At 72.5% G+C, this 20220-nt stretch carries 11 protein-coding genes; 6 read left to right on the top strand and 5 right to left on the bottom strand.

What is annotated here, in order from left to right; genetic code table 11:
• Positions 1 to 303: 303 nt before the first annotated feature.
• The 5 genes from ACQKIP_RS00725 to ACQKIP_RS00705 all read right to left on the bottom strand — a co-directional run bounded on the left by ACQKIP_RS00725 (position 304) and on the right by ACQKIP_RS00705 (position 5670).
• Positions 304 to 789 carry a hypothetical protein gene (locus ACQKIP_RS00725; protein ID WP_365864014.1) on the bottom strand — a complete coding sequence of 162 codons (486 nt, stop codon included), beginning with the start codon at positions 787 to 789 and terminating at the stop codon, positions 304 to 306.
• Positions 786 to 1283 carry a pyridoxamine 5'-phosphate oxidase family protein gene (locus ACQKIP_RS00720; protein WP_365864016.1) on the bottom strand — a complete coding sequence of 166 codons (498 nt, stop codon included), beginning with the start codon at positions 1281 to 1283 and terminating at the stop codon, positions 786 to 788. The genes ACQKIP_RS00725 and ACQKIP_RS00720 overlap by 4 nt, the downstream gene beginning before the upstream one ends.
• Entirely contained in the window at positions 1280 to 2731 is a 1452-nt protein-coding gene (locus ACQKIP_RS00715) for an MFS transporter (protein ID WP_365864018.1), read from the bottom strand. Before ACQKIP_RS00715 ends, ACQKIP_RS00720 begins: the two co-directional genes overlap by 4 nt.
• Before the next feature lie 130 nt (positions 2732 to 2861).
• On the bottom strand, positions 2862 to 4064 hold the full coding sequence (locus ACQKIP_RS00710; protein WP_365864020.1) for a cytochrome P450: 1203 nt from the start codon (positions 4062 to 4064) through the stop codon (positions 2862 to 2864).
• A 502-nt stretch (positions 4065 to 4566) separates the two neighbouring features.
• Positions 4567 to 5670: a prephenate dehydrogenase/arogenate dehydrogenase family protein gene (locus ACQKIP_RS00705; RefSeq protein WP_365864022.1), complete on the bottom strand. Its 1104-nt coding sequence runs from the start codon at positions 5668 to 5670 to the stop codon at positions 4567 to 4569.
• 241 nt (positions 5671 to 5911) lie between these two features.
• Here ACQKIP_RS00705 and ACQKIP_RS00700 point away from each other — a divergent pair, with 241 nt between their 5' ends.
• From ACQKIP_RS00700 to ACQKIP_RS00675, 6 genes are all read left to right on the top strand, one after another.
• Positions 5912 to 6496 carry a TetR/AcrR family transcriptional regulator gene (locus ACQKIP_RS00700; protein ID WP_365864024.1) on the top strand — a complete coding sequence of 195 codons (585 nt, stop codon included), beginning with the start codon at positions 5912 to 5914 and terminating at the stop codon, positions 6494 to 6496.
• A gap of 97 nt (positions 6497 to 6593) precedes the next feature.
• Positions 6594 to 7508, top strand: a complete 915-nt coding sequence (locus ACQKIP_RS00695; RefSeq protein WP_365864026.1) for an SDR family oxidoreductase — start codon at positions 6594 to 6596, stop codon at positions 7506 to 7508.
• A gap of 475 nt (positions 7509 to 7983) precedes the next feature.
• A complete protein-coding gene (locus tag ACQKIP_RS00690; protein ID WP_365864028.1) occupies positions 7984 to 11301 on the top strand; it encodes a non-ribosomal peptide synthetase in 3318 nt (1105 codons plus the stop codon).
• A gap of 13 nt (positions 11302 to 11314) precedes the next feature.
• Positions 11315 to 14677, top strand: a complete 3363-nt coding sequence (locus ACQKIP_RS00685) for an amino acid adenylation domain-containing protein (protein ID WP_365864030.1) — start codon at positions 11315 to 11317, stop codon at positions 14675 to 14677.
• On the top strand, positions 14674 to 19095 hold the full coding sequence (locus ACQKIP_RS00680; RefSeq protein ID WP_365864032.1) for a non-ribosomal peptide synthetase: 4422 nt from the start codon (positions 14674 to 14676) through the stop codon (positions 19093 to 19095). The genes ACQKIP_RS00685 and ACQKIP_RS00680 overlap by 4 nt, the downstream gene beginning before the upstream one ends.
• Positions 19092 to 20213, top strand: a complete 1122-nt coding sequence (locus ACQKIP_RS00675) for a hypothetical protein (protein WP_365864034.1) — start codon at positions 19092 to 19094, stop codon at positions 20211 to 20213. The genes ACQKIP_RS00680 and ACQKIP_RS00675 overlap by 4 nt, the downstream gene beginning before the upstream one ends.
• Positions 20214 to 20220 lie beyond the last annotated feature (7 nt).

The following is a 20220-nucleotide window of genomic DNA, read 5'->3' as shown; positions in this document are numbered from 1 at the left end:
GGGCACGGTGAAGGGCTGGGACTTGGCCCGTAATGCGGCCACGCGTGCCTGTAGGTCAGCGGTGCTGATGGGCGCGCGCACCCAGTCCTCGCGTACGTCGGAACAAAGGGGCGCGGGTGCTCCGCCCTCTATGACGAGCAGGCGCAGTTCTCCCTGCTCGACACATTTTCGTCGCTTGGCCGATTCCGTGGGCCACCGCACCAGTTTGACTTGGACTCGATTTCCTCGATGTCGCCTCAATGGACTTGCCCTATCGGTCTCGTGGGAGAACACAGGTGCTTTGCGGCGCGGAAGGGGGTCGGTTCAGTGTTCCGGTGTCTTGGCCCTGACCTCGGCGATGAGTTTTTCGAACGCCTCCCAGTCGATGTGCGGCGGCTCTTGGGAGTGCCGTTCGAGGTAGGTGTCCGACGCCTTGTGGAAACGCCGGAACAGGGCGTCCACGTCCACGGGTCCGAGGCCCATGAGCACGGGCTCCGCGGTCGGCCGGAACACCCGTTCAGCGCTCTGGGGAGTCTCGCCCGGCTCCAGGGTGCCGGGCAGCATCATGGAGCGCTGGTCCTCCAGCTTCTCGTCGTGGTGGTGCCACAACAGGTTGGCGGCGACCGCTTGGGAGCCGGGGTCGGGCAGGACGGACATGACGAGGAAGGTCCCGCGCGTCCATCGGGCGTGGCACCGCAGGCTGACGGGGTCGTCTGCGTCGAGGAAGGAGAGGACCGGAGTGGTGGCCTGTGTGCCGAAGTGGGCGAGCAGGCCCTCGATCCGGTCCTCCTCGTTGCCGTTGCTGGTCACAGGACACGCTCCATCTCTTGGGTTCCCGGCTTTCCGCGCAGCGTCCAGATCTTGCGGGGTCGTACGGTGATCCGTGCTCGCCAGTACGTGCGTACCCGGATGTCGACGCTGCGTTCTTCCGGGTCGAAGACGAGGTCCTGCGAGGCGGGCTTCTTGCGGAAGAGTTCTTTCCAGAAGTCCTCCATGCCCTCGGCGCCGTAGACGCGCTGGTCCACCGTCGCGGTGCCCTGCACGAGCACGGCCGGCGGGTCGCTCAGTCCCGAGCCGGTGAACTCGGAGAAGGACAGCGCGACGCGGGGGTCGCGCTGGATGCGGTAGAGCTTGCTGGGGATGATGACGCCGCTGCTGAGGATGAAGTCCCGCTGGCCGGGGCGCCACAGATGCAGCATGGGTGCGGTGAGCGGACGTTGTTCCCGGCGGGACAGCGTCGTCATCTCGCAGGTGATGGTGCGGGCGAACACCTCGCGCACCTCATGGGGCAGGTCCTCGGTCACGTCTCCTCCGTCCTGTTGCCCTCGCGGGCCGCCAACGGCGTAGGGGGGTCCTGTGGGGTCTGTGGGGGTGGGGTCGGTTCGGGTGCGGCGAAGGCGAGCATGCCCGCCACCAGGGCCGCACCGGCGGCGGCGAGATAGCCGAGCGAGTAGTTGCCCAGGCTGCCGAGCGCGCCGAGTGTCGCGACGGAGGCCAGGACGGCGAGGCCGATCGCCGAACCGAGCTCCTGCGCGGTGTTGATGAGGCCGGAGGCGCGACCGTGCTCGGACTCGGGGACGGCGGTGGCCAGGGAGACCATCGGCGCGTAGGACAGTCCGTTGCCGGCCGCGACCAGGGCGAGGCCGGGAAGAATCCCGGTCAGGTAGCTGCCGGAGCCGGACGCGGTGAAGACCAGGAGAAGCAGTCCGGCGGCGGCGACGAGAGAGCCGAGCAGCAAGAACGTGCGGGCGCCGACCCGTTCGACCAGGGCACCGGCCTTGGGCGCGATGAGCAGCACGATCAGGGTGATCGGCGCGAAGCCGAGCCCGGTCTGCAAGGGCCCGTAGCCCATCTCGGTCTGCATGGTCAGCGTGCTGAAGTACAGGGCCGACGTGGTGGCGCTCGCGTTGAGCATGAGGACCACGTTGGCCACGGCCACGTTGCGGCGGGCCAGCAGTTTGCCGGGCAACACCGGTTCAGGGGCGCGCCGTTCGACCATCACCAGGGCAACGGCAAGGAGCCCCACGACGAGCAGCCCGGTCGCCGTCAGCCAGCTCTCGCCGCCCGAGACGTCCGCGAGCAGGACGCTGGTGCCGCCCAGAGTGGCCGCAAGCAGGATGGCGCCCGGCACGTCGAGGCGCTCGCGCGGCTCGTCCGACGGGCGCTGCCCGTCGGCGGACAGCAGCCGCAGGGCGCTGATGACGACGAGTGCGCCGATCGGGACGTTGATGAGGAAGATGCCCCGCCATCCGATGTACTCGGTCACCACCCCGCCGAGAAGCTGTCCCGCGATTCCGCCCGCCGAGGCGACGGCGGTCCAGATGCCCAGTGCGCGGTTGCGCAGCTGGCCTTCCCGGAAGGCGCCGACGAGCAGCGCCATGGCGCTGGGGGAGACCATGGCGGCGCCGACTCCCTGGCCCGCCCGGGCGGCGAAGAGCTGCCAGCCCTCCTGGGCGAGGCCACATAGCAGGGACATGACAGTAAAGAGGATCAGGCCGGCGATCAGGAGCCTGCGCCGGCCGAAGATGTCACCCGCCCGCCCGGCGACGATCATCAGACTGCCGAAAGCCACTGTGTAGGCGACGCTGGTGAGCTGCAGAAAGCTCACCGGAACGTCGAGTTCGGAACGGATCGACGGGACGGCGATGTTCACGACGACGACGTCGACGATCAGTACGAACTGCGCCGAGCACAGCAGCCACAGCAGCGCACGCTGGCGGCGGGTCCACGTTGCTCCTGATTCTGCGGCCATGGGTGTCCTCCCATTTCTGAACGGCCACTCAGTTTACAGCGTAACGGATCGCCGCTCGCGGGGTCGCGTTCAAGTCACTCCGGCGGGGCGGGGGCGGTGCGCGCGGTGCGTTCCCGGCCTCCTGCGCGTCCTACCAGCGCACGGGCAGGGCTGAGGGGGCGCGCAGCACGGACCCCTGCTTCCAGACGACGTCCTCCGGAGGCAGGTCGAGCGCCAGGTGCGGCCGGCTCTCGATGAGCGTGCGCAAGCCGATCTGCAGCTCGGCGCGGGCCAGTTGGGAGCCCAGGCAGAAGTGCGGCCCGTGGTGGAAGGCCAGGTGCGGGTTGGGGCGGCGCCGCAGGTCGATGTCCTGCGGGTCGGCGAAAACCTCCCCGTCCCGGTTGGCCGCGTTGTTGGAGGGCACGATCGTCTCTCCGGCCCGCACCAGGTGCCCCGCGACGGTGACGTCCTCGGTGGCCACCACCGGGTTCCCGCCGTACGAGAGGAGGGGCACGTAACGCAGCAACTCCTCGACGGCGTCCGGGATCTCCTCAGGGTTTGCCTGGAGTGACTTCAGCCGTTCGGGCCTGGTCAGGAGCAGGAAGGTGAAGTTGCACAGCTGCGAGGACGTGGTCTCGTAACCGGCGACGACGGCGCCGAAGCCGAGGTTGACCAACTCCTGGTCGTCGAGGGTGCCTTCGTCCCCGCTCTGGCGGACCAGCTCGCCGAAGAAGGTGTCCGACGGGGCGCGGCGCTCGGCGGCGACCAGGTCGGTGAAGTAGCGCTGCACGCCGATGACGGCGTCCTGGATCTCCTCCGGGGCGAACGCCGTGGTCGACACCACGGCATCGAAGAATGGCGCGAACCGTTCGCTGTCCTCGTACGGCACTCCGACGAACTCGCACACCACCTGGCCCGCCAGCGGCTGGGCGTAGGCCGTGACCAGATCCATCGGCGGTGTCCGCCCCGCGGGGCCGCCGAGAAGCTCTTCGGCGATCTGCCGCACCCGCGGGCGGAAGGCCTGTACGCGGCGGGCGGTGAACGCCCGGTTGAGCAGTCGGCGCACATCGGTGTGCCGGGGCGGATCCAGGTAGCCCAGACCGTCGGCCACCGGCTGCTCGAAGAACCTCGGCGCTCCGGGCCGCACGGACGCGGCGCGGCTGAAGCGGCTGTCGGACAGCACGAACCGGACGTCTTCGTGGCGGGTGACCAGCCAGGCCTGCCCTCCGTAGGGCAGGGTGACGCGGCTGATCGGATCGTCCTGCCGCAGTCGGTCGTACTCGGGCTGGACCTCTAATGCGGGACAGGTGTGAAAGGGGTAGTCCGGCGCGTGCGGTTCGCGTGGGCGTGTCACTGGTGGGGCTCCTACTCTTTCTCGGCGCGATCGGGCACGGGGGGCGGGGGCCGCGGATAAAGGCGGGCGAAAAATCGACCCACCATCGTGCCGATGCATGCTTCACGTACCTAGGCCGTCGTTGGCTCCTCTCTCGCTTCTGGCGCGAATCGGGTCGACAAATGCCTCAGAGGGCGATGAACCGCCCGCCGATGACTCGTGCCGCGCAGCTGTTTCTGTCGCCGATCCGACAGAAACGGCAGACGCGGAGCCGTCACCCGGCGGCGCCGTTCGACCGCGTCGCCGGCGGCGCGCGCCCCGCAGCAGGCCGCGCGGGCCCGGCCTGCCACGGGGCGGCGGGTACCCCGGTCGCGCCGGGTCACCGGGCGATGTCATGCGGCCGAGGACGCCCCAGAAGATCCAGTACACGGTGATGCTCCTCGCTCTCGTCGGGGCCGGGCTCCGCCGGAGCCGTCGCCGCGGACCTGTGCGCGGCAGGCGGCGCGCGATCCCCGCGCCCTCCTCAGGGCTTCGGGTCCACGGCTTCGGGCGGGACGTGGCCGGACAGATCCACCGGCCAGCCCCGGGCACTCAGTTCGGTGGCCAGCTGTGCCGCCCTGTTGCGGGCCACGCTGATCTCGGCGGTGCCGAGCAGCTGACCGGACGTCCGGTCGAGGACGAAGTCCACGATGTTCATGCCCTTCGCCGTGACCTCGGCCAGCAGCCGGGCGAGTTCACCGGGGCGATCGCGCACGCTGACCCGGACGGTGTCGGCGGCGCCGCCGGGCGACTGCGCATGGGGCGCGGCGGCGCGGCCCAGCAGCGCGCGCAGCCGGTCACGGGCGGTGGCGTCGCCCCGGCCGTCCGCGACCGGGGACATCACCTGTTCCAGCGCCTCCATCGCACGGTGGATGTCGCCGTCAAGGCGCCGCAGATGGCGCAGCACCGCGTCCGCGTTGCCTGCGAGCAGCGCACTCCACGGCTCCACCGCCGACACCGTCTGCGATGTCTGATCAACGCCGCCGGTGTCCTCGGCCAGCGGATGCGGCTGCGCGGGCCGGCTCGCCAGCAACGCCTCTACCAGCTGCGGGAGTTGGGTGGTGCGGGCGGCGATCTCGTCGTGCTGTGCCGCGTCCACCACCACCGGGGTCGCGCCGCTCAGGGCGACGAGTTCCAGCGCCTGGTTCAGGGCCTCGGTGTCGGTCGCCTCCGTGGGGGTGAGCGCCCAGCGCCGGGCCCGGAAGAGGTCGACGCGGGCGGCCAGCGGTCCGGTGCGTACCCGGTCCACGAGCGGATGGCCGCCCACGTAACTGCTCATGTCGCAGGAGCGCCGCAGTGCCTCCTGCTGCGGGCGGAGTTTGACGCCGGCCACGTCGGTGTACGCCCGGGCCGCCGCCTGCTTCTGCAACCGGCTCAGCGTCGGGGCGACCTCGTCCGCGGGCACCGCGAGCAGGGCGAGGTCGACCCTCTTCGCCGGGGGGTCGGCGGTGCCCGCGCCCAGCGACACCGCGAGCCGCAGCGCGTCCTGGTCGGCCCCGGCGAGGTGGACTCCCACCCCGGCCGCGCGCAGCGCGAGAGCCGCCGATGTGCCCACGCACCCGGTGCCGAGTATCAGCGCCGAACGCATCGGCCTGAGCCGTCCTGCCGCAGGTGCGGGGGACCGTGGGCGCTGTGTTCCGCGGGAATTCTCAACGTCCCTCCCGTGCCGGTGTCACCACCGGAATATGCCTGCCCGGCGGCCCCGGAGGCGGCCGGGTGAAAGATTCCTGGCAGGACTGCGCCGCCGCTCGCGCGGTCGGTGGCCGAGGGGCGACGGCGCGCGGGGCCCACGGTCGGGGTGGATTTGCGAACTGTGGTTCAATAACTAGATGGGTCGTCCCAAGAAGATCACCGACGGCGCGTTGCTGGCAGCCTGCGAGCAGGCCATCGGCCGGCACGGACCGAGCTTCACCCTCGCCCAGGTCGCCGAGGAAGCCGACGTCTCCGTCGGCACGGTGGCCGGCAGGTTCGGGTCCAAGCACGGACTGCTCCTGGCGATGATGGCGCAGGGCACCGAGGCGCTGGAGGCCCAGATGCGCAGCGTCAGCGAGGGGCACACCGACCCGGTGGCCGCCATCCGGGACTCGCTGCTGATCACCACGGTCGGTGCCGACGACCCGAACACGGCGGCGCAGCATCTGGCGCAACTGGGGAAGGATCTGGCCGACACACGCCTGCGCGAGGGCTTCGCGGCCCAGCGAAGGGCCGTACGTTCGGTGCTGACGCCGCTCCTCGAATCCGCGAGCCTGCCGTACGCGCCCCCGGCTCACCAGGGGGCATGGATTCTGGCGGCTCTGGTCAACGGCCTGCTTCAGGACTGGGCGTTGAGCGCGGAGGGCGAACTGGCCGACCGGGTGCGCCAGGATCTCGACGCGGTGCTGCTGGCGTGGGGCGGGGAGGGACGCACTCCCTGAACCGACCGCGCCGCCCGATCGACGAGCACACCAGCGATCTACGAACACACCCGCGATGGACGAGCACACCCGCGATTACCGTGAGGAGAGAGTGACGATGACATCTGCACTCAAGGGCAAGGTCGCCGTGGTCAGCGGGGCCACCCGCGGTTGCGGCCGGTCGATCGCGGTCGAGCTGGGAGCGCTGGGCGCCACGGTGTTCGCGGCCGGGCGGTCCACCCGCGACCGGCGCAGCGAGATGAACCGGCCGGAGACGATCGAGGAGACCGCGGAACTGGTCTCCGCGGCCGGCGGCACGGGGATCGCGGTGTTCTGCGACTTCCTCGACCAGAAGAGCGTCACCGCGCTGCGCGAGCGGATCGTCGCCGAAACCGGCGGACAGCTGGACGTACTGATCGACGACGTGTGGGGCGGCGACCCCTTCATCGACTGGGACAAGCCCTTCTGGGAACAGGACGTGGAACGGGCGTTGGGCGCCTGGCGCAACGGCCTCGAGACACATCTGCGGGCCCTGCACGCCCTGCTTCCGCTCCTGACGGACAAGCCCGGCGGACTGGTGGTCGAGGTGACCGACGGCGAGGCCGACAGCAATTCGGGCTCGCTCGTCTACGACCAGGTGAAGACCGGTGTACGGCGCCTGGCCCTGGGCCTTTCCGCGCAAATGCCGGAGTACGGGTGCACGGCGCTTGCGGCCACGCCCGGATTTCTGCGTTCCGAGGCGATGCTCGACCATTTCAAGGTGACCGAGGAGAATTGGCGCGACGGCGTCGCCAAGGACCCGCACTTCGTGCTGTCGGAGACACCCCATCTGCTGGGGCGTGGCATCGCCGCGCTCGCGGCGGACGACGACCGCGCACGCTGGAACGGCCGCATCGTCACGTCCCACACCCTGGCCGACGCCTATCAGATCGACGATCTGGACGGCTCCCGTCCCGACTGGTCCCGTTGGCTGAAGGAAGTGGTCTTCGGCGGCCTCGACCCGGCGCAGGTGGACCCGGCGGAATACCGCTGAGCGCTTTCGCGCAGGTCAGATTGGTCAAGTAGGTCAAGCAGATCGAACAGGTCAAGTAGGCCCAGGAGCCCAAGCGGTTCGGGCAGCGCTGTTGGGTGCGCGCCCAAACCGCCCATACGTCAGCTACGTCAGCCCGCCGGGGCCGAGCATTTCGGTGACGGCGGGCTGACGCGCGCCCGCTCCCCGCAGCCCTGGCGGCCAATGACCCGCGCGCGTGCGCGATTTCCCCGCGCCGCCCCGTAATATCCCCGCGTCCTGCCGGGATTTCCCCGTGGCTCACGCCTTTCCGCGAGTTCTCCGCGGATCGCCGCGCCGTCCGGCATATTCGCCACAACTTCCGCAGCCTGCAGGGTCGTTGAGCGGTCCGGCATTCCTTCCACTTGTTGACAGAGTTCCTGGCGTCCGTCCCGAACCTTCCTAACATCGCTGGGACATCGATGCCCGGCACGCCGCCATTCCCGAGTGGAGGAACGCAGTGCGCAAGGATCGGGACACCACAGCCCCCAAAACCCGCCCGGCGCTGCCTCATGAGCAGGTGCTGTGCCTGGCGCAGGAACTCGACCCCCAGCGCCCCGGTCTGACGCTGGCGATGGCCTTCGAGCTCGACGGGGCATGTGACCCGGAGCGCCTGCTGCGCGCCCTGCGCGAACTCGTCCGGCGCCACGAGGCGTTGCGCACCCGGTTCGTACGCAACCAGGACCGCTGGCTGCGCGTGGTCGACGAGGCCGAACGGGTCGACGAGGAGCCGCACCGCTACTGCGACCGCGAACAGCTCCCCCCGGCGTCCGCGGCCACCGACATCGACGCCCTCCTTGAAGAACGCTGCCGCCAGTACCCGGAACTGTCCGAGGACGCCCTGTTCCGGGCCACGGTGCTCGCACCACCCGACGCCGCGGCCGACACCGAGGACGGCACAGAGGCCGAGCACGGCACCGCGCCGCTGAGGCTGGTCGTCCGCGTCCATCACACCGTCGCCGATCTGTGGGCCGTGGGTGTGCTGCTGACCGAACTCATCCAGATCTACGGGCAGCGCCCCGAAGCGCACACCCCGGCGCTGCCCCCGCCGGTGCCCCTGACCCGCGCCCCGGTACCGGCCGCCCGCCTGGCGCGGGCCCGCAGGTTCTGGACCGGCCTGTGGGAGGACGGGCACGACCCCCTGGACCTGCCGCGTACGACCGCGCCCGCCGCCCCCGTACCCGCGGGGACGTCCCGGCGGACCTGCCGGGCGCCCCTCGACTTCGGGGAGACACGCACGAGTGCCCTGCGGGACTTCGCCAAGGACTGCGGTGTCACCCCGTACTCTGTCCTGTTCGCCGCGCAGGCCCTCGCCCTGGCCCGCCTCGGCGGCAGTGCCCGGGCGCCGCTCGCGGTATCGACGCACGGACGCAACGGCACCAACGCACGCGCGGTCGGCTACGCCCTGTCCACCGGCGTCCTGCCGGTCGACACCTGCTCCGGCACCGCACGGGAGTACGTCCTGCGGGTGCACGGAATGCTGCGCGGAGCGCTGGCCCACCAGTGCCTCGGCTACCCGGACCTGGTGACGCCGGCCGCCCTCACGGGCGAGGGCGGAGAGGGCGGCACCGGCGGCGAGAGCGGCACCGGTATGCCGGTGCCGGAAGCCACCCTGGCGATGTTCCAGGACCCCGCGGGTCTCAAGGGCCTGGGCAAAGCCCTGTTGTCGCGGGCGGCCGTCCCGCTCGGCGGCCTGCTGCGCACCGTCGTCCCGCCCGTCAGCATCGGGCCGTGGCTGCTTGCCACCGCCCTCGCCGACGACGGCCGCACGATGTCCGGATTCGTGGACGTCGACCCGGCGCACCATCCGGCATGGCTCGCCGAACGCCTGGCGCAGCTGCTGCCCGCCGCCGTCGACGCCCTGATCGCCCGAAGCGGCGCACCCGTGGACGCCCTGGACTGCGTCCCCCCGGCGGACCGTGAACTCCTTGCGTCCTGGAGCAGCTCGGAGGCCGAGCCGGACATCCGCGAAAGCACCCTGCACGGCGAGGTCCTGCACGCGGCCGCACGCCACCCGGACCGTGTCGCGGTGATCTCCCGCGACGGCGAGCTGACCTACCGTCAACTCGCTGACCGCTCGGCGGCGTTCGCCGCCGCGGTGCGCGGCGCCGGAGCGGCCCCGGGCAGCCCCGTGGGCGTTCTGTTGTCCCGGGGACGGGATCTCGTACCGGCGCTCCTCGGTGTCCTGCGGGCCGGTTGCGCGTACGTGGGTCTGGACCGCGCCGCGCCCCCCGCCCGCCTGGAGCGGGTGGTGACCGGGGCCGGCTGCGCCGTGGTGGTCACCGACGAGGAGACCGCGGACACCGGCCGGTCGCTGCCCTGCCGGACGCTGCCCGCGGCCGATGTGCCCGCCCGACCGCCCGAAGGGGCACCTGCCGATGCCGGTACCGGCCCCGAATCCCCGGCGTACTTGATGTTCACCTCCGGCTCGACCGGGCGCCCCAAGGGAGTGGTGATCGCGCACCGGTCCGCCGTCAGTCTGATGCGGTCCGGCCGGCGGAACTTCACCGCGCAGGAGCTGCGCGAGTCGCTCGCCGTCAGCGGCGTGCACTTCGACCTTTCGGTGTGGGAGATCTTCCTGCCGCTGTCCGCAGGCGGGCGGGTGCGGCTTCTTGAGAGCGCCCTTGACCTAGTCGACCGGGCAGAGCCGACCGGCACCTTCCTGAGCAGCGTGCCTTCCGCCGTGGCCACGTGCGCACGGGAGGGGGCGCTGCCGCCGGGGCTCCGGCTGATCACCATGGGCGGCGACACCATCGGCGGATCCCTGGTCAGGGACATCGCCGCCCAGTGCCCGCAGGCCCGGATCGTGGCCATGTACGGGCCGACCGAGACCACCACCTATATGACCTGGTCCGAGGTCGGCCCGGCCACGGGCGACCCGGTACCGCTGGGGCGCCCGTTCGGCGGCGCGACGCTGAAGGTGGTGGACGAGCAGTTGCGGGAGGTGCCGCTGGGCGCCACCGGCGAACTGCTCATCGGCGGCCCCTGCGTGGCGCTGGGCTACGCAGGTGACGCGGCGCGGACCGCGGCCGGTTTCCTCCCCGATCCCGAACACCCCGGCGAACGCCGTTACCGCTCGGGCGATCTGGTGCGCTGGCGTCCGGACGGGCTCCTCGACTTCGTCGGCCGGGTCGACCACCAGGTGAAGATCCGCGGCTTCCGCATCGAACTCGGTGAAGTCGAAGCCGGACTGCGCGCGACGACACCCCTGCGCGAAGCCGTCGTGCACGCCGTCGGCACAGGCGCGCAGCGCCAGCTGCTCGCCGCTCTGGTCCCTGCCGGACCGGTGCCGCAGGACCCCACCGCCTGGCTGCGCGAGGTACGCGACAGGCTCGCCACCCGGGTCCCCGGCTATATGGTGCCCTCCGATTACGCGGTCCTTGCCGGAGTGCCGAAGAACCGCAACGGCAAACCCGACCGGCAGCGCCTGGCACGGCTGCCCGCCGTACGGATCGGGCACGGCGAGGCCGCCCCGCTCGGCGGAGCGGTGCAAGAACGCCTCGGCGGGCTGTGGCGCGAGCTGCTCGACGTGCCCGCCGTCGGAGCCCGTGACGACTTCTTCGCCGTGGGCGGCCACTCACTGCTCCTTGCGCGCCTTGCCCGGCTGATCACCGCGGAGTTCGGCGTCGACGTCCAGGTCGCCCAGCTGTGGAAGGCCCGCACCATCGCGGACCAGGAAGCCGTGGTGGCCGCGGCTCCCGGTGCGGCGCCTGCCCCGGCGGACCGGCCCGTACGCCGCCTGGACCGCACCCGCCGCACACGGCGACCGCAGCGCTGAAAGGAGAGGCCCGATGACCACCATCCCGCTCCAGGAAGACCTCACCTTCCCCAGCAGCCCCGGACAGCGGCGGCTGTGGTTCCTGCACCAGGTCAGCCCGGAGTCCGTGCCCGCCTACGCACTCGCCGTCCGTGTCGACCTGCACGGCGCACTGCACGCCGACGACCTCCAGTACGCGCTCGACCAGCTCGCCGTCCGGCACGAAGCCCTGCGCACCGCCCTGCGCCAGGGCGAGGACGGCCTGCTCCAGGTCGTCCGCCACGGCGTCTCCCTCGTCCTCCAGGAAGTGGACCTGACGGGCCACGCCGCCGAGGACCGCGAGGCCGAACTCGACCGGGTGCTGCGGCATCTGGCCCGGCGGGGATGGGACCTGGGCCGGGCCCCGCTGCTGCGCGCCACCCTGGTGCGGCTCAGCGCGGAGCACGCGGTGCTCGGCCTGTGCGTGCACCACGCCGTGTGCGACGGACTTTCGCTGCAACTGCTCCTGAACGAAGCCTTCGAGACCTATCAGCGGCGGCGCACGGGAGAGGAACCGCCGACGCGGGAGGAAGTACCGCTTCAGTTCGCCGACTTCGTGGTCTGGAACGCCGGCGGCGAAGACCCCGACGACACCTGGCGCGCCCGGCACCAGGAACTCCTCGACGCCTGGTGCGAGCGGCTTGCCGGGCTCCCGGACGGCATCGACCTGCCGACCGACCGGCGCCGGCCCGCGACCCAGAGCTTCGAGGGCGCCAGGTTGCCCCTCACGCTCGGCCGCGAGGACACCGACCGGCTGCGCCGGGTGGCCGCCGACCACGGCGTCAGCCTCTCGTCCCTGCTCCTGACCGCCTACCTCACGGTGCTGCACCACGCCACGGGCAGCGACGACATCGCGGTGGGTATCCCGGTGGCCAACCGCTGCCGCCCCGAACTCGACTCCACGGTCGGCTACTTGGCCAACACCTGTGTGCTGCGCGCCCGGTTCGACGCCGCGCGCAGCCTGCGGCAGCTCAGCCGGGACACGCACGACGAGATCGGGTGGCTGATGCAGCACTCCGACCTGCCCTTCGGGGACCTGGTGGAGGCGCTCAACCCGCCGCGCCTGCTCGACCGCAATCCGGTGTTCTCCGTGATGTTCGGCTTCCAGCCCGACGCGGCCCGCCGGCACCAACTGCCGGGACTGCACGCTCAGGCAGCCGATCTGGACACCGGCACCGCCCGGCTCGACCTGTCCCTGTTCCTCTTCGAGGAGCGCCACGGCGCCGTCAGCGGATTCCTGGAGTACGCCACCGCGCTCTTCGACGCCGCCACCGTCCAGCGCCTCGGGCAGCATCTGCGCCTGGTCCTCGCGCGCCTGGCCGAAAGCCCCGACGACGCCGTCTCCGCGGCCCTGGCGCAGGCGGCGCCGCCGTGGCCCCGGCCCGCCGCGCACGCCGTCGACGCGTACACATCGGCTGCCGACCGCATCGCGGAACAGACCCGGATCCGCCCCGACGCCCCCGCTTTGCGGGACGACGACGTCACACTGACCTACCGGCAACTCGACGCCCGTGTCACGGCGGCGGCGGACCGGCTGCGCGCGGCGGGCGCCGGGCCCGGCCGCACGGTGGCGGTGCACACCCCCCGTGGCGTCGGCACGGTCATCAGCATGCTCGCCGCCTGGCGGACCGGCGCCGTCTACGTACCCCTGGACCCGGCGCTGCCCGCGGAACGGCGGTGGCTGATCGCCCGTCAGGCCGCACCGGCCGTCATCGTGACCGCGCCGGAAGCGGCGGACGTGCCGCAGCCGACAGCCGCGGAGACCGGGCACGACGCCGCGCCCGCGGTGCTGGTGCCGGTGGACAGCCTCCTTGGGCCCGCGGCGGACGGCGCGGAGAACAGCCTCCTTGGGCCCGCGGCGGACGGCGCGGAGGACACGCACCATGGCCGCGCGCCGCAGCAGAACGACGCCGTCGCCTACCTGATGTTCACCTCGGGCTCGACCGGTGAGCCGAAGGCCATCGCGGTCACCCATGCCAACCTCGGCTACTTCCTCGCCGCGGTGACCGACGTGACCGGACTGGCCGACCACGACACACTGCTCGCCCTGACCACGCACTCCTTCGACATCTCCCTCCTCGAACTGCTCGCCCCACTGGGCGTCGGCGGCACCGTGGAGATCGCCCCGCAGGAACTCCTGGGCAAAGGCACGGAGTTGCGCCGCCGCCTTGAGGCGTCGCGGGTCACCGTGGCCCAGGCGACGCCCGCGACCTGGCGGCTCCTGGCGGACGCGGGATGGCGGCCACGAGCGGACTTCACCGTGCTGTGCGGGGGCGAGGCGCTCCCGCCGGACCTGGCGGACATCCTCGCCGAGGGCGCCGCCGCCTGCTGGAACCTGTACGGCCCCACCGAGACCACGGTGTGGTCCTGCGCGGCCCGGGTCCGCAGCGGCGCCCCCGTCCACCTGGGCCACGCGCTGCCCGGCACCACCGTGGTCGTCGTCGACGGGAACATGCGGCCCGTGCCCGAAGGCACCAGCGGCGAACTGCTCGTCGCGGGCCCCGGCGTCGCGGCCGGCTATGCCCACCGGGGCGCCCTGACGGCGGCCCGCTTCCTGCCCGACCCGCACGGCGCGGGCGGCCGGCTGTACCGCACGGGCGACAAGGTCCGCCTGCGGGCCGACGGCTGCCTGGAGTTCCTCGGCCGCGTCGACGACCAGATCAAGGTCAGGGGCCACCGGATCGAACTCGGCGAGGTCGAGCACGTGCTGCGCACCGCCCCCGGTGTCGCGGACGCCGCCGCCGCGCTGCTCGGGCAGGGCGGCGACGCCGTGCTCGGCGCCTGGCTGGTGCCCCGGACGGACACCGAAGCAACCGCGCGATGGGCCGCGGACGTACGCCGCCACGCCACCGCACGCCTTCCGGGCGCCGCCGTGCCCTCCCGCTTCCACGCCATGGACCGCATCCCCCTGACCCCGCACGGCAAGACCGACCGCCGGCTCCTGGTCCGTGGGGGAACCCGCCTGGAGATGCCCTCGCGTCGCGTCGCCCCCGCCAACCGGACCGAGGAGGGGATCGCGGCGCTGTGGCAGAAGCTCCTGGGCACCGGCGACATCGGGACCACCGACGACTTCTTCGCTCTCGGCGGCCATTCCCTCCTGGTCAGCCAGCTGATCCAGCAGATCAGAGCCGCGTTCGGGGTCACCGTCCCGACCGCCGAGATCCTCCTGGAACCCACGGTCGCGGGCATCGCGCGCCAGGTGACGGCCCTGACCGGACACACCGACGCATCCGCTGATCCCGCCGCCCCCGCCCCCCGGATCGAGGAGAGCGACTGGTCCTTCGACCGCGTCACCCGTACCCCCACCGCACCGTCCCCACTGCCGTCTTCCGGACAGGCCGAGGTGAGTGACCCGTGAGCACTGGCGACAACAGCACCGACTTCTCCCGCGAACTCGCCCGGGTGATGGCCGACACGCAGGCCGACCTGGCCGACTCCCTGTCCGCCGAGCAGCGCCGCTGGTGGCTGCTGAACCGTATGGCGCAGGACTGCCCCAGCACGGTCGTGGCACGCTACCGCCTGACGGGGCCCGTGGACGTCACCACCGTGCAGCGGCGGCTGACCGCCCTCGCCGCGACACAAGAGGCCCTGCGCAGCGTGTTCCTCGAAGTCGGCGGCCGTCCGGTCCGGCTCGTCCTGCCCGTCGCCGACCTGTCGCTGCGCTCGGTGGACCTGACGGCGGAGCCCGATCCGGAGGCACAGGCGCTGCGGCTCGCCGCCCAGAGCGCGCACGAGCCCTTCGACCTGCGGCAGGGACCGCTGCTGCGGGTGAGCGTGCTGCGCCTGCGCGCGGAGGAGTGGCAGGTCTTCCTCGTCGCCCACCGCCTCGTCGCCGACGCGACATCGCTGGACACCGTCGCCGCCCGCCTTGCGGGCAGCGGGCAGCCGCCCCCGGCCGCACTGTCACAGGCCCTCGCAGAACACCGGGAGAACTGGTCGGCCGACGCGCACACCGCCGCCGCGGCACAGCAGGGACGCCGGCTGTCCGGCCCGGCCGCCCGGGAGATCCCCGCCCCGCGCCCGCGACCGGCGGTCAAGAGCAACCACCGGGCGTCGGAGATCATCGACATGTCCTACGTTCCCGCGCCGGACCGCGTGGACACCGAACAGTGCGTGCGCCGCACGGTGGCGGCATGGCTGGCCGTGCTGATGCGCTATCAGGCCACGGACGCGGCCCAGTGCGGCGTACACCTGGCAGCACCCGGCCGGACGCCGGGGCTGCTCGGCCCGCTGGACGACATCCGTGCCGTACGCGCCGAACTGCCCGACGGCGGCGACCTCGCGGTGCTCCTGGAGCGCACCGGGGACGCCCTTGAGGCCGCTCGCGGCTCGATGCCCTTCGCCCGCCTGCTCGAACTCACCCCGCCCGCCCGCGACCTGAGCAGGACACCGTACGTGCAGACCGCGGTGCGGGTGGTCGACGCGCGCACCCCGCACGCCGGCGGCCCGGGAAGCGAACTCGTCGCCGAGCCGACCGAGGTCACCAGCGGGGAGCACGACATCGACCTGACCGTCTGGTTCCAACCCGGCCTGGTGAGCCTGCAGTTCGACTACGACACCGCGCTGTACGCGGCCGAGGACATCGGGAGCGTCGCCCACAGCCTCCTGGCCGTACTGCAACCCCTGCTCCTGGGCGACGGACGCGCCAGTGCCCCCGTCTTCGAACTGCCCCTGCTCACCGGCCCCGACGCCGGAGTCTCGTGCGGCCGCGGGGATCAGTACCCGCTGTCGCCGGACACCCTGGTGGACCTCGTCGCGGCCCGCGCCCTGGACCCGCAGGCCGCCGCACGGACGGCGATCCGCCGGGGCGCCGAGCAGCTGAGCTACCGGGACCTGTGGCGCAGGGCGGGCACCATCGCCGCCGCACTGCAAGAGCGCGGCGTCACACGCGGTGACCGCGTCGCGGTGTGCCTGGGCCGGGAGGCCGACGCGGTGGCCGCCCAACTGGCCGTGCTGCGCTGCGGGGCCGCCTTCGTGCCGGTGGACCCGCACCACCCCGCCGAGCGGGTGCACCACATGGTCACCGACTCGGGAGCCGTCCTCGCGCTGAACCGGGCGGCCGACGCGGTGCCGGTGCCCGCCGGGGTGCCCTGCCTGCCGGTGGAGGAGATCGAAGGCTTCGACCGGGAACCGGCGGCCGTGCCCCTGACCCGCGACGACGCGGCGTACGTCATCTACACCTCGGGCAGCACCGGTCGCCCCAAGGGCGTCGTCGTCCCGCACCTCAGCGTCGTCAACAACATCTGCTGGCGCCGCAGGACCTGGTACGTGGGGCCCGGCGACCGCGTCCTGCACAACCATGCCCTGAGCTTCGACCCGTCGGTGTGGGCGGTGTACTGGCCGCTGAGCGTCGGCGCCACCATCGTCCTGGCCGGCGAGGACGAACTCGACGACCCGGCCGCCCTGCTGCGCCTGGTGCGGGACGAGGACGTGAGCGTCATCGGCGGCGTCCCGTCCCTCCTGGCCCTCCTCCTGGAGCACCCGGCGGTCGGCGAGGCGACCAAGGTGCGGCTGCTGCTCAGCGGCGCGGAGCCACTGGAACCCTCGCTGGTCCGGCGCGCCAGGGAGGTCTGGTCGGCCGAGGTCGCCAACCTCTACGGCCCCACCGAGACCACCATCGACGCCACCGCCCACCTGACGGGCACCGAGACGGGCGACATCGTGCCCATCGGCCGCCCCATCGACAACGTCGACGTACACGTCCTGGACGCCGAACTGCGCCCCGTCCCCGACATGGTGCCCGGCGAAATCATGATCGGCGGAGTGGGCGTCGCCCGCGGATACCAGCGCAGGCCCGCCCTGACCGCGGAGCGTTTCCTGCCCGATCCCTACGGCGAACCCGCGGGCCGCCTGTACCGCACCGGGGACCTCGGCCGGCGGCTGCCGGACGGCGAGATCGTGTTCCTCGGACGCATCGACGAGCAGGTCAAGATCCGGGGCCACCGGGTCGAGCCCCGCGAGATCGAAGCGGCCCTGTCCCAGTGCCCGCAGGTCGCCGCCGCTGCCGTGGTCCCCGTGCGCCCCGGCACCCCGGACGCCGGCCTCGCCGCGGCGGTCGTCCGCGGCGCCGGTGCCGACGACACCTCCGATGCGCGGACCATCGGGCAACTGCGCGCCACGCTCGGCGAACGGCTGCCCGCCTACCTCGTCCCCGACACCGTCCGTGTCGTCGATGCCCTGCCCCGCACCGCCACCGGCAAGATCGACCGCGCTGCCCTCGCCGAGGAGTTCCGCGACGCGCCCCGCCACACCGCACCGGTGCGCACCGCCGCCCGCACCCCTCTGGAAGCCGCCGTGGCCGAGGACTTCTGCCGGGTCCTGGGCATCGACGCCGTCGACGCCATCGACGTGGACGCCGACTTCTTCGACTCGGGCGGCACCTCCCTGATGCTCGCGAGGCTGGCGACACTGCTGGAGACCCGGCACTCCGTGGAGGTGCCGCTGCACGCGTTCTTCCGCGTGCCGAGCGTGGCCGGCGTCGCGCAGACCATCGAGGAGTACCGGCGCGGCGGCCTGTCCGCCGTCCTGGGCCGCCAGCACGCCGCCACCCTCGAAGCCGACGGGCATCTGGACGCATCGGTGCGCCCCGACGGGCTGCCGCACGCGGACTGGTACCAGCCGCGGCGGATCCTGCTGACCGGCGCCACCGGCTATCTGGGACTGCACCTCCTGGAAGAACTCCTGCGCCGCACCGACGCGGAGATCGTCTGCCTGTGCCGGGCCGACGACGAGGAGCACGCCCTGCGGCGCCTGCGGCAGGGATTCGCGGACTACGAGATCGACGCCGCGGACCAACTGCACCGGGTGCGCTGCGTGACCGGCGATCTGGGCCAGGAGCACCTGGGACTGAGCCAGGACACCTGGACGGACCTGGCCGCCACGGTCGACGTCGTCTACCACAACGGCGCCCTGGTCAACTTCGTCTATCCCTACTCGGCCTTGAAGGCCCCCAACGTCGGCGGCACCCAGCAGGTCCTCGAACTGGCCTGCACCACCCGCCTGAAGGCCGTCCACCACGTCTCGACGATCGACACCCTGCTGGCCACCCACACCCCCCGGCCGTTCCTGGAGGACGACACCCCCCTGCAATCGGCCGTGCACGTCCCCGCCGGATACACCGGCAGCAAGTGGGTGGCCGAGAAGGTCGTCGACGTCGCCCGCCGGCGCGGCATCCCGGTGACCGTGTTCAGGCCGGGACTGATCCTGGGCCACACCCGCACCGGCGCGACACAGCCCACCGACTACCTCCTGATCGCCTTCCGCGGCTATCTGCCGATGGCCGTCCTGCCGGACTACCCGCGGATCTTCGACACCGTCCCGGTCGACTACGTCGCCTCGGCCATCGTGCACATCTCGCTCGACTCCCGTGCCGCGGGCGGCTTCCACCACCTGTTCAACCCGCGCCCGGTCACCCTGCGGACGTTCTGCGGCTGGCTGCGCGAGTACGGCTACCGCTTCGACATCGTGCCCTTCGAAGAGGGCAGGAGGCGCGCGTTGCAGACCGGCCCCGGCCATCCGCTCTATCCGATCCTGCCGCTCATCCGGGACGCCGAGGCCGACCCGCACCGCGCCCTCGACCCCAAGTACATCGACGACCTCGAACCGGATCGCGAGTGCGCCAACACCCTGCGGCTCCTTGAGGGCAGCGGCATCACCTGCCCTCCGGCCGACCGCGCCGACGCCTTCGGCGTCATGGACTACCTGGTCCGCACCGGCTTTCTGCCCCGGCCCGACGACGGGCCGAGGGCCGCGGCGAGCGAGAGGCAGGAACGATGACCGACTATCTGCCCGACGTGGCCACCGTGCCCTTCGTCCTGGCGCGGCCCGAAGACCTGCCCGCCACCGTCCCCGCCGTCGAAGCGGCCAGGCCCCCGGCCGCCACGGCACTCGCCGCACGGATCTCCGCCCCGGCCGCCCGCACCGGCCCCGGGCCGCTGCGCGGGGCGGTGGCCGCCGCCCGCGGTGACCTGGGCGCCGTGCACGCGACCCCGGTCGGCGACGATCCGCGGGAATCACGGCCCAACCGCGACAACGATCTGGCGTTCGGCATCGAGCGGCACCACGGGCAGCCGCTGGCGCTGCTGCTCGCGGCCCTGCTGGCCGCGTACGAGGGAGCCCTCGAACTCGTCGACGACCAGGGCACGGGCCTGGACTCAGGCGACTGGCAGGACCTGGTGGACGGGTTCGACGTGACGGCCCGCTGGATCGCCTCGCCCCGCCGGGTGCCCGGCCTCCTGGCGGCGCCCGCGCCGCAACCGGTGCGGCGCAGCACGCCGTTGGACGGACTGCGCCGGTGGGTGCGCGGTCACCACGTCTTCATGGTCTTCGCCCAGGGATGCACCCTGGCCCTCTCCGGCATGACGGCCGCCGCACGCGACGGGGACCGGGAAGCCGCCGAGGGCGCGGCGGCCGTCGCCACCCGCGTGATGTGCGCCTGCCGGGCGGCCCTGCGCTTCGCGGGGGATGCCACCGAGACCCAGTACCACGGCGAGATCAGGCCGACCCTGATGCCTCCGGTGGCGCCGCCGCAGATGAGCGGGCTGCGCTGGCGCGATCACGAAGCCCTGGTGCGGGCCCTGGGCGAGGCCGGCCCCGCCTGGGCCTGGCTGGCGGCCGAGCGGCCCGAGCTGCTCGAAGGGTTCCGCTCCGCGCTCGACACCACCTATGACGCCCACAAAGGGGTGTGCGGCCACTTCGTCGGCGACCAGTCACCCAGCCTGCTTGCCACCTCCCGCTCCGCCCGCCCCGCCATCGGGGTGATCGAGCAATTCCACCGCATACGCGCCGACTTGCTGCCCGGCGCCGACACCGGCACCGATGCCGGCACCGACGCCGTCGCCGACGCCACCGATCCCGGCCGGTGTCCCGGCGGCGGGCGAGGGGAGGAGCGGTGAAGCGCGC

Origin of the sequence: Streptomyces sp. NPDC059900 (genome assembly GCF_050270335.1) — a bacterium.
Classification (GTDB): domain Bacteria; phylum Actinomycetota; class Actinomycetes; order Streptomycetales; family Streptomycetaceae; genus Streptomyces.
Note: the sequence above shows the minus strand (reverse complement) of the source record. Positions and strands in the feature narration are given on the sequence as shown.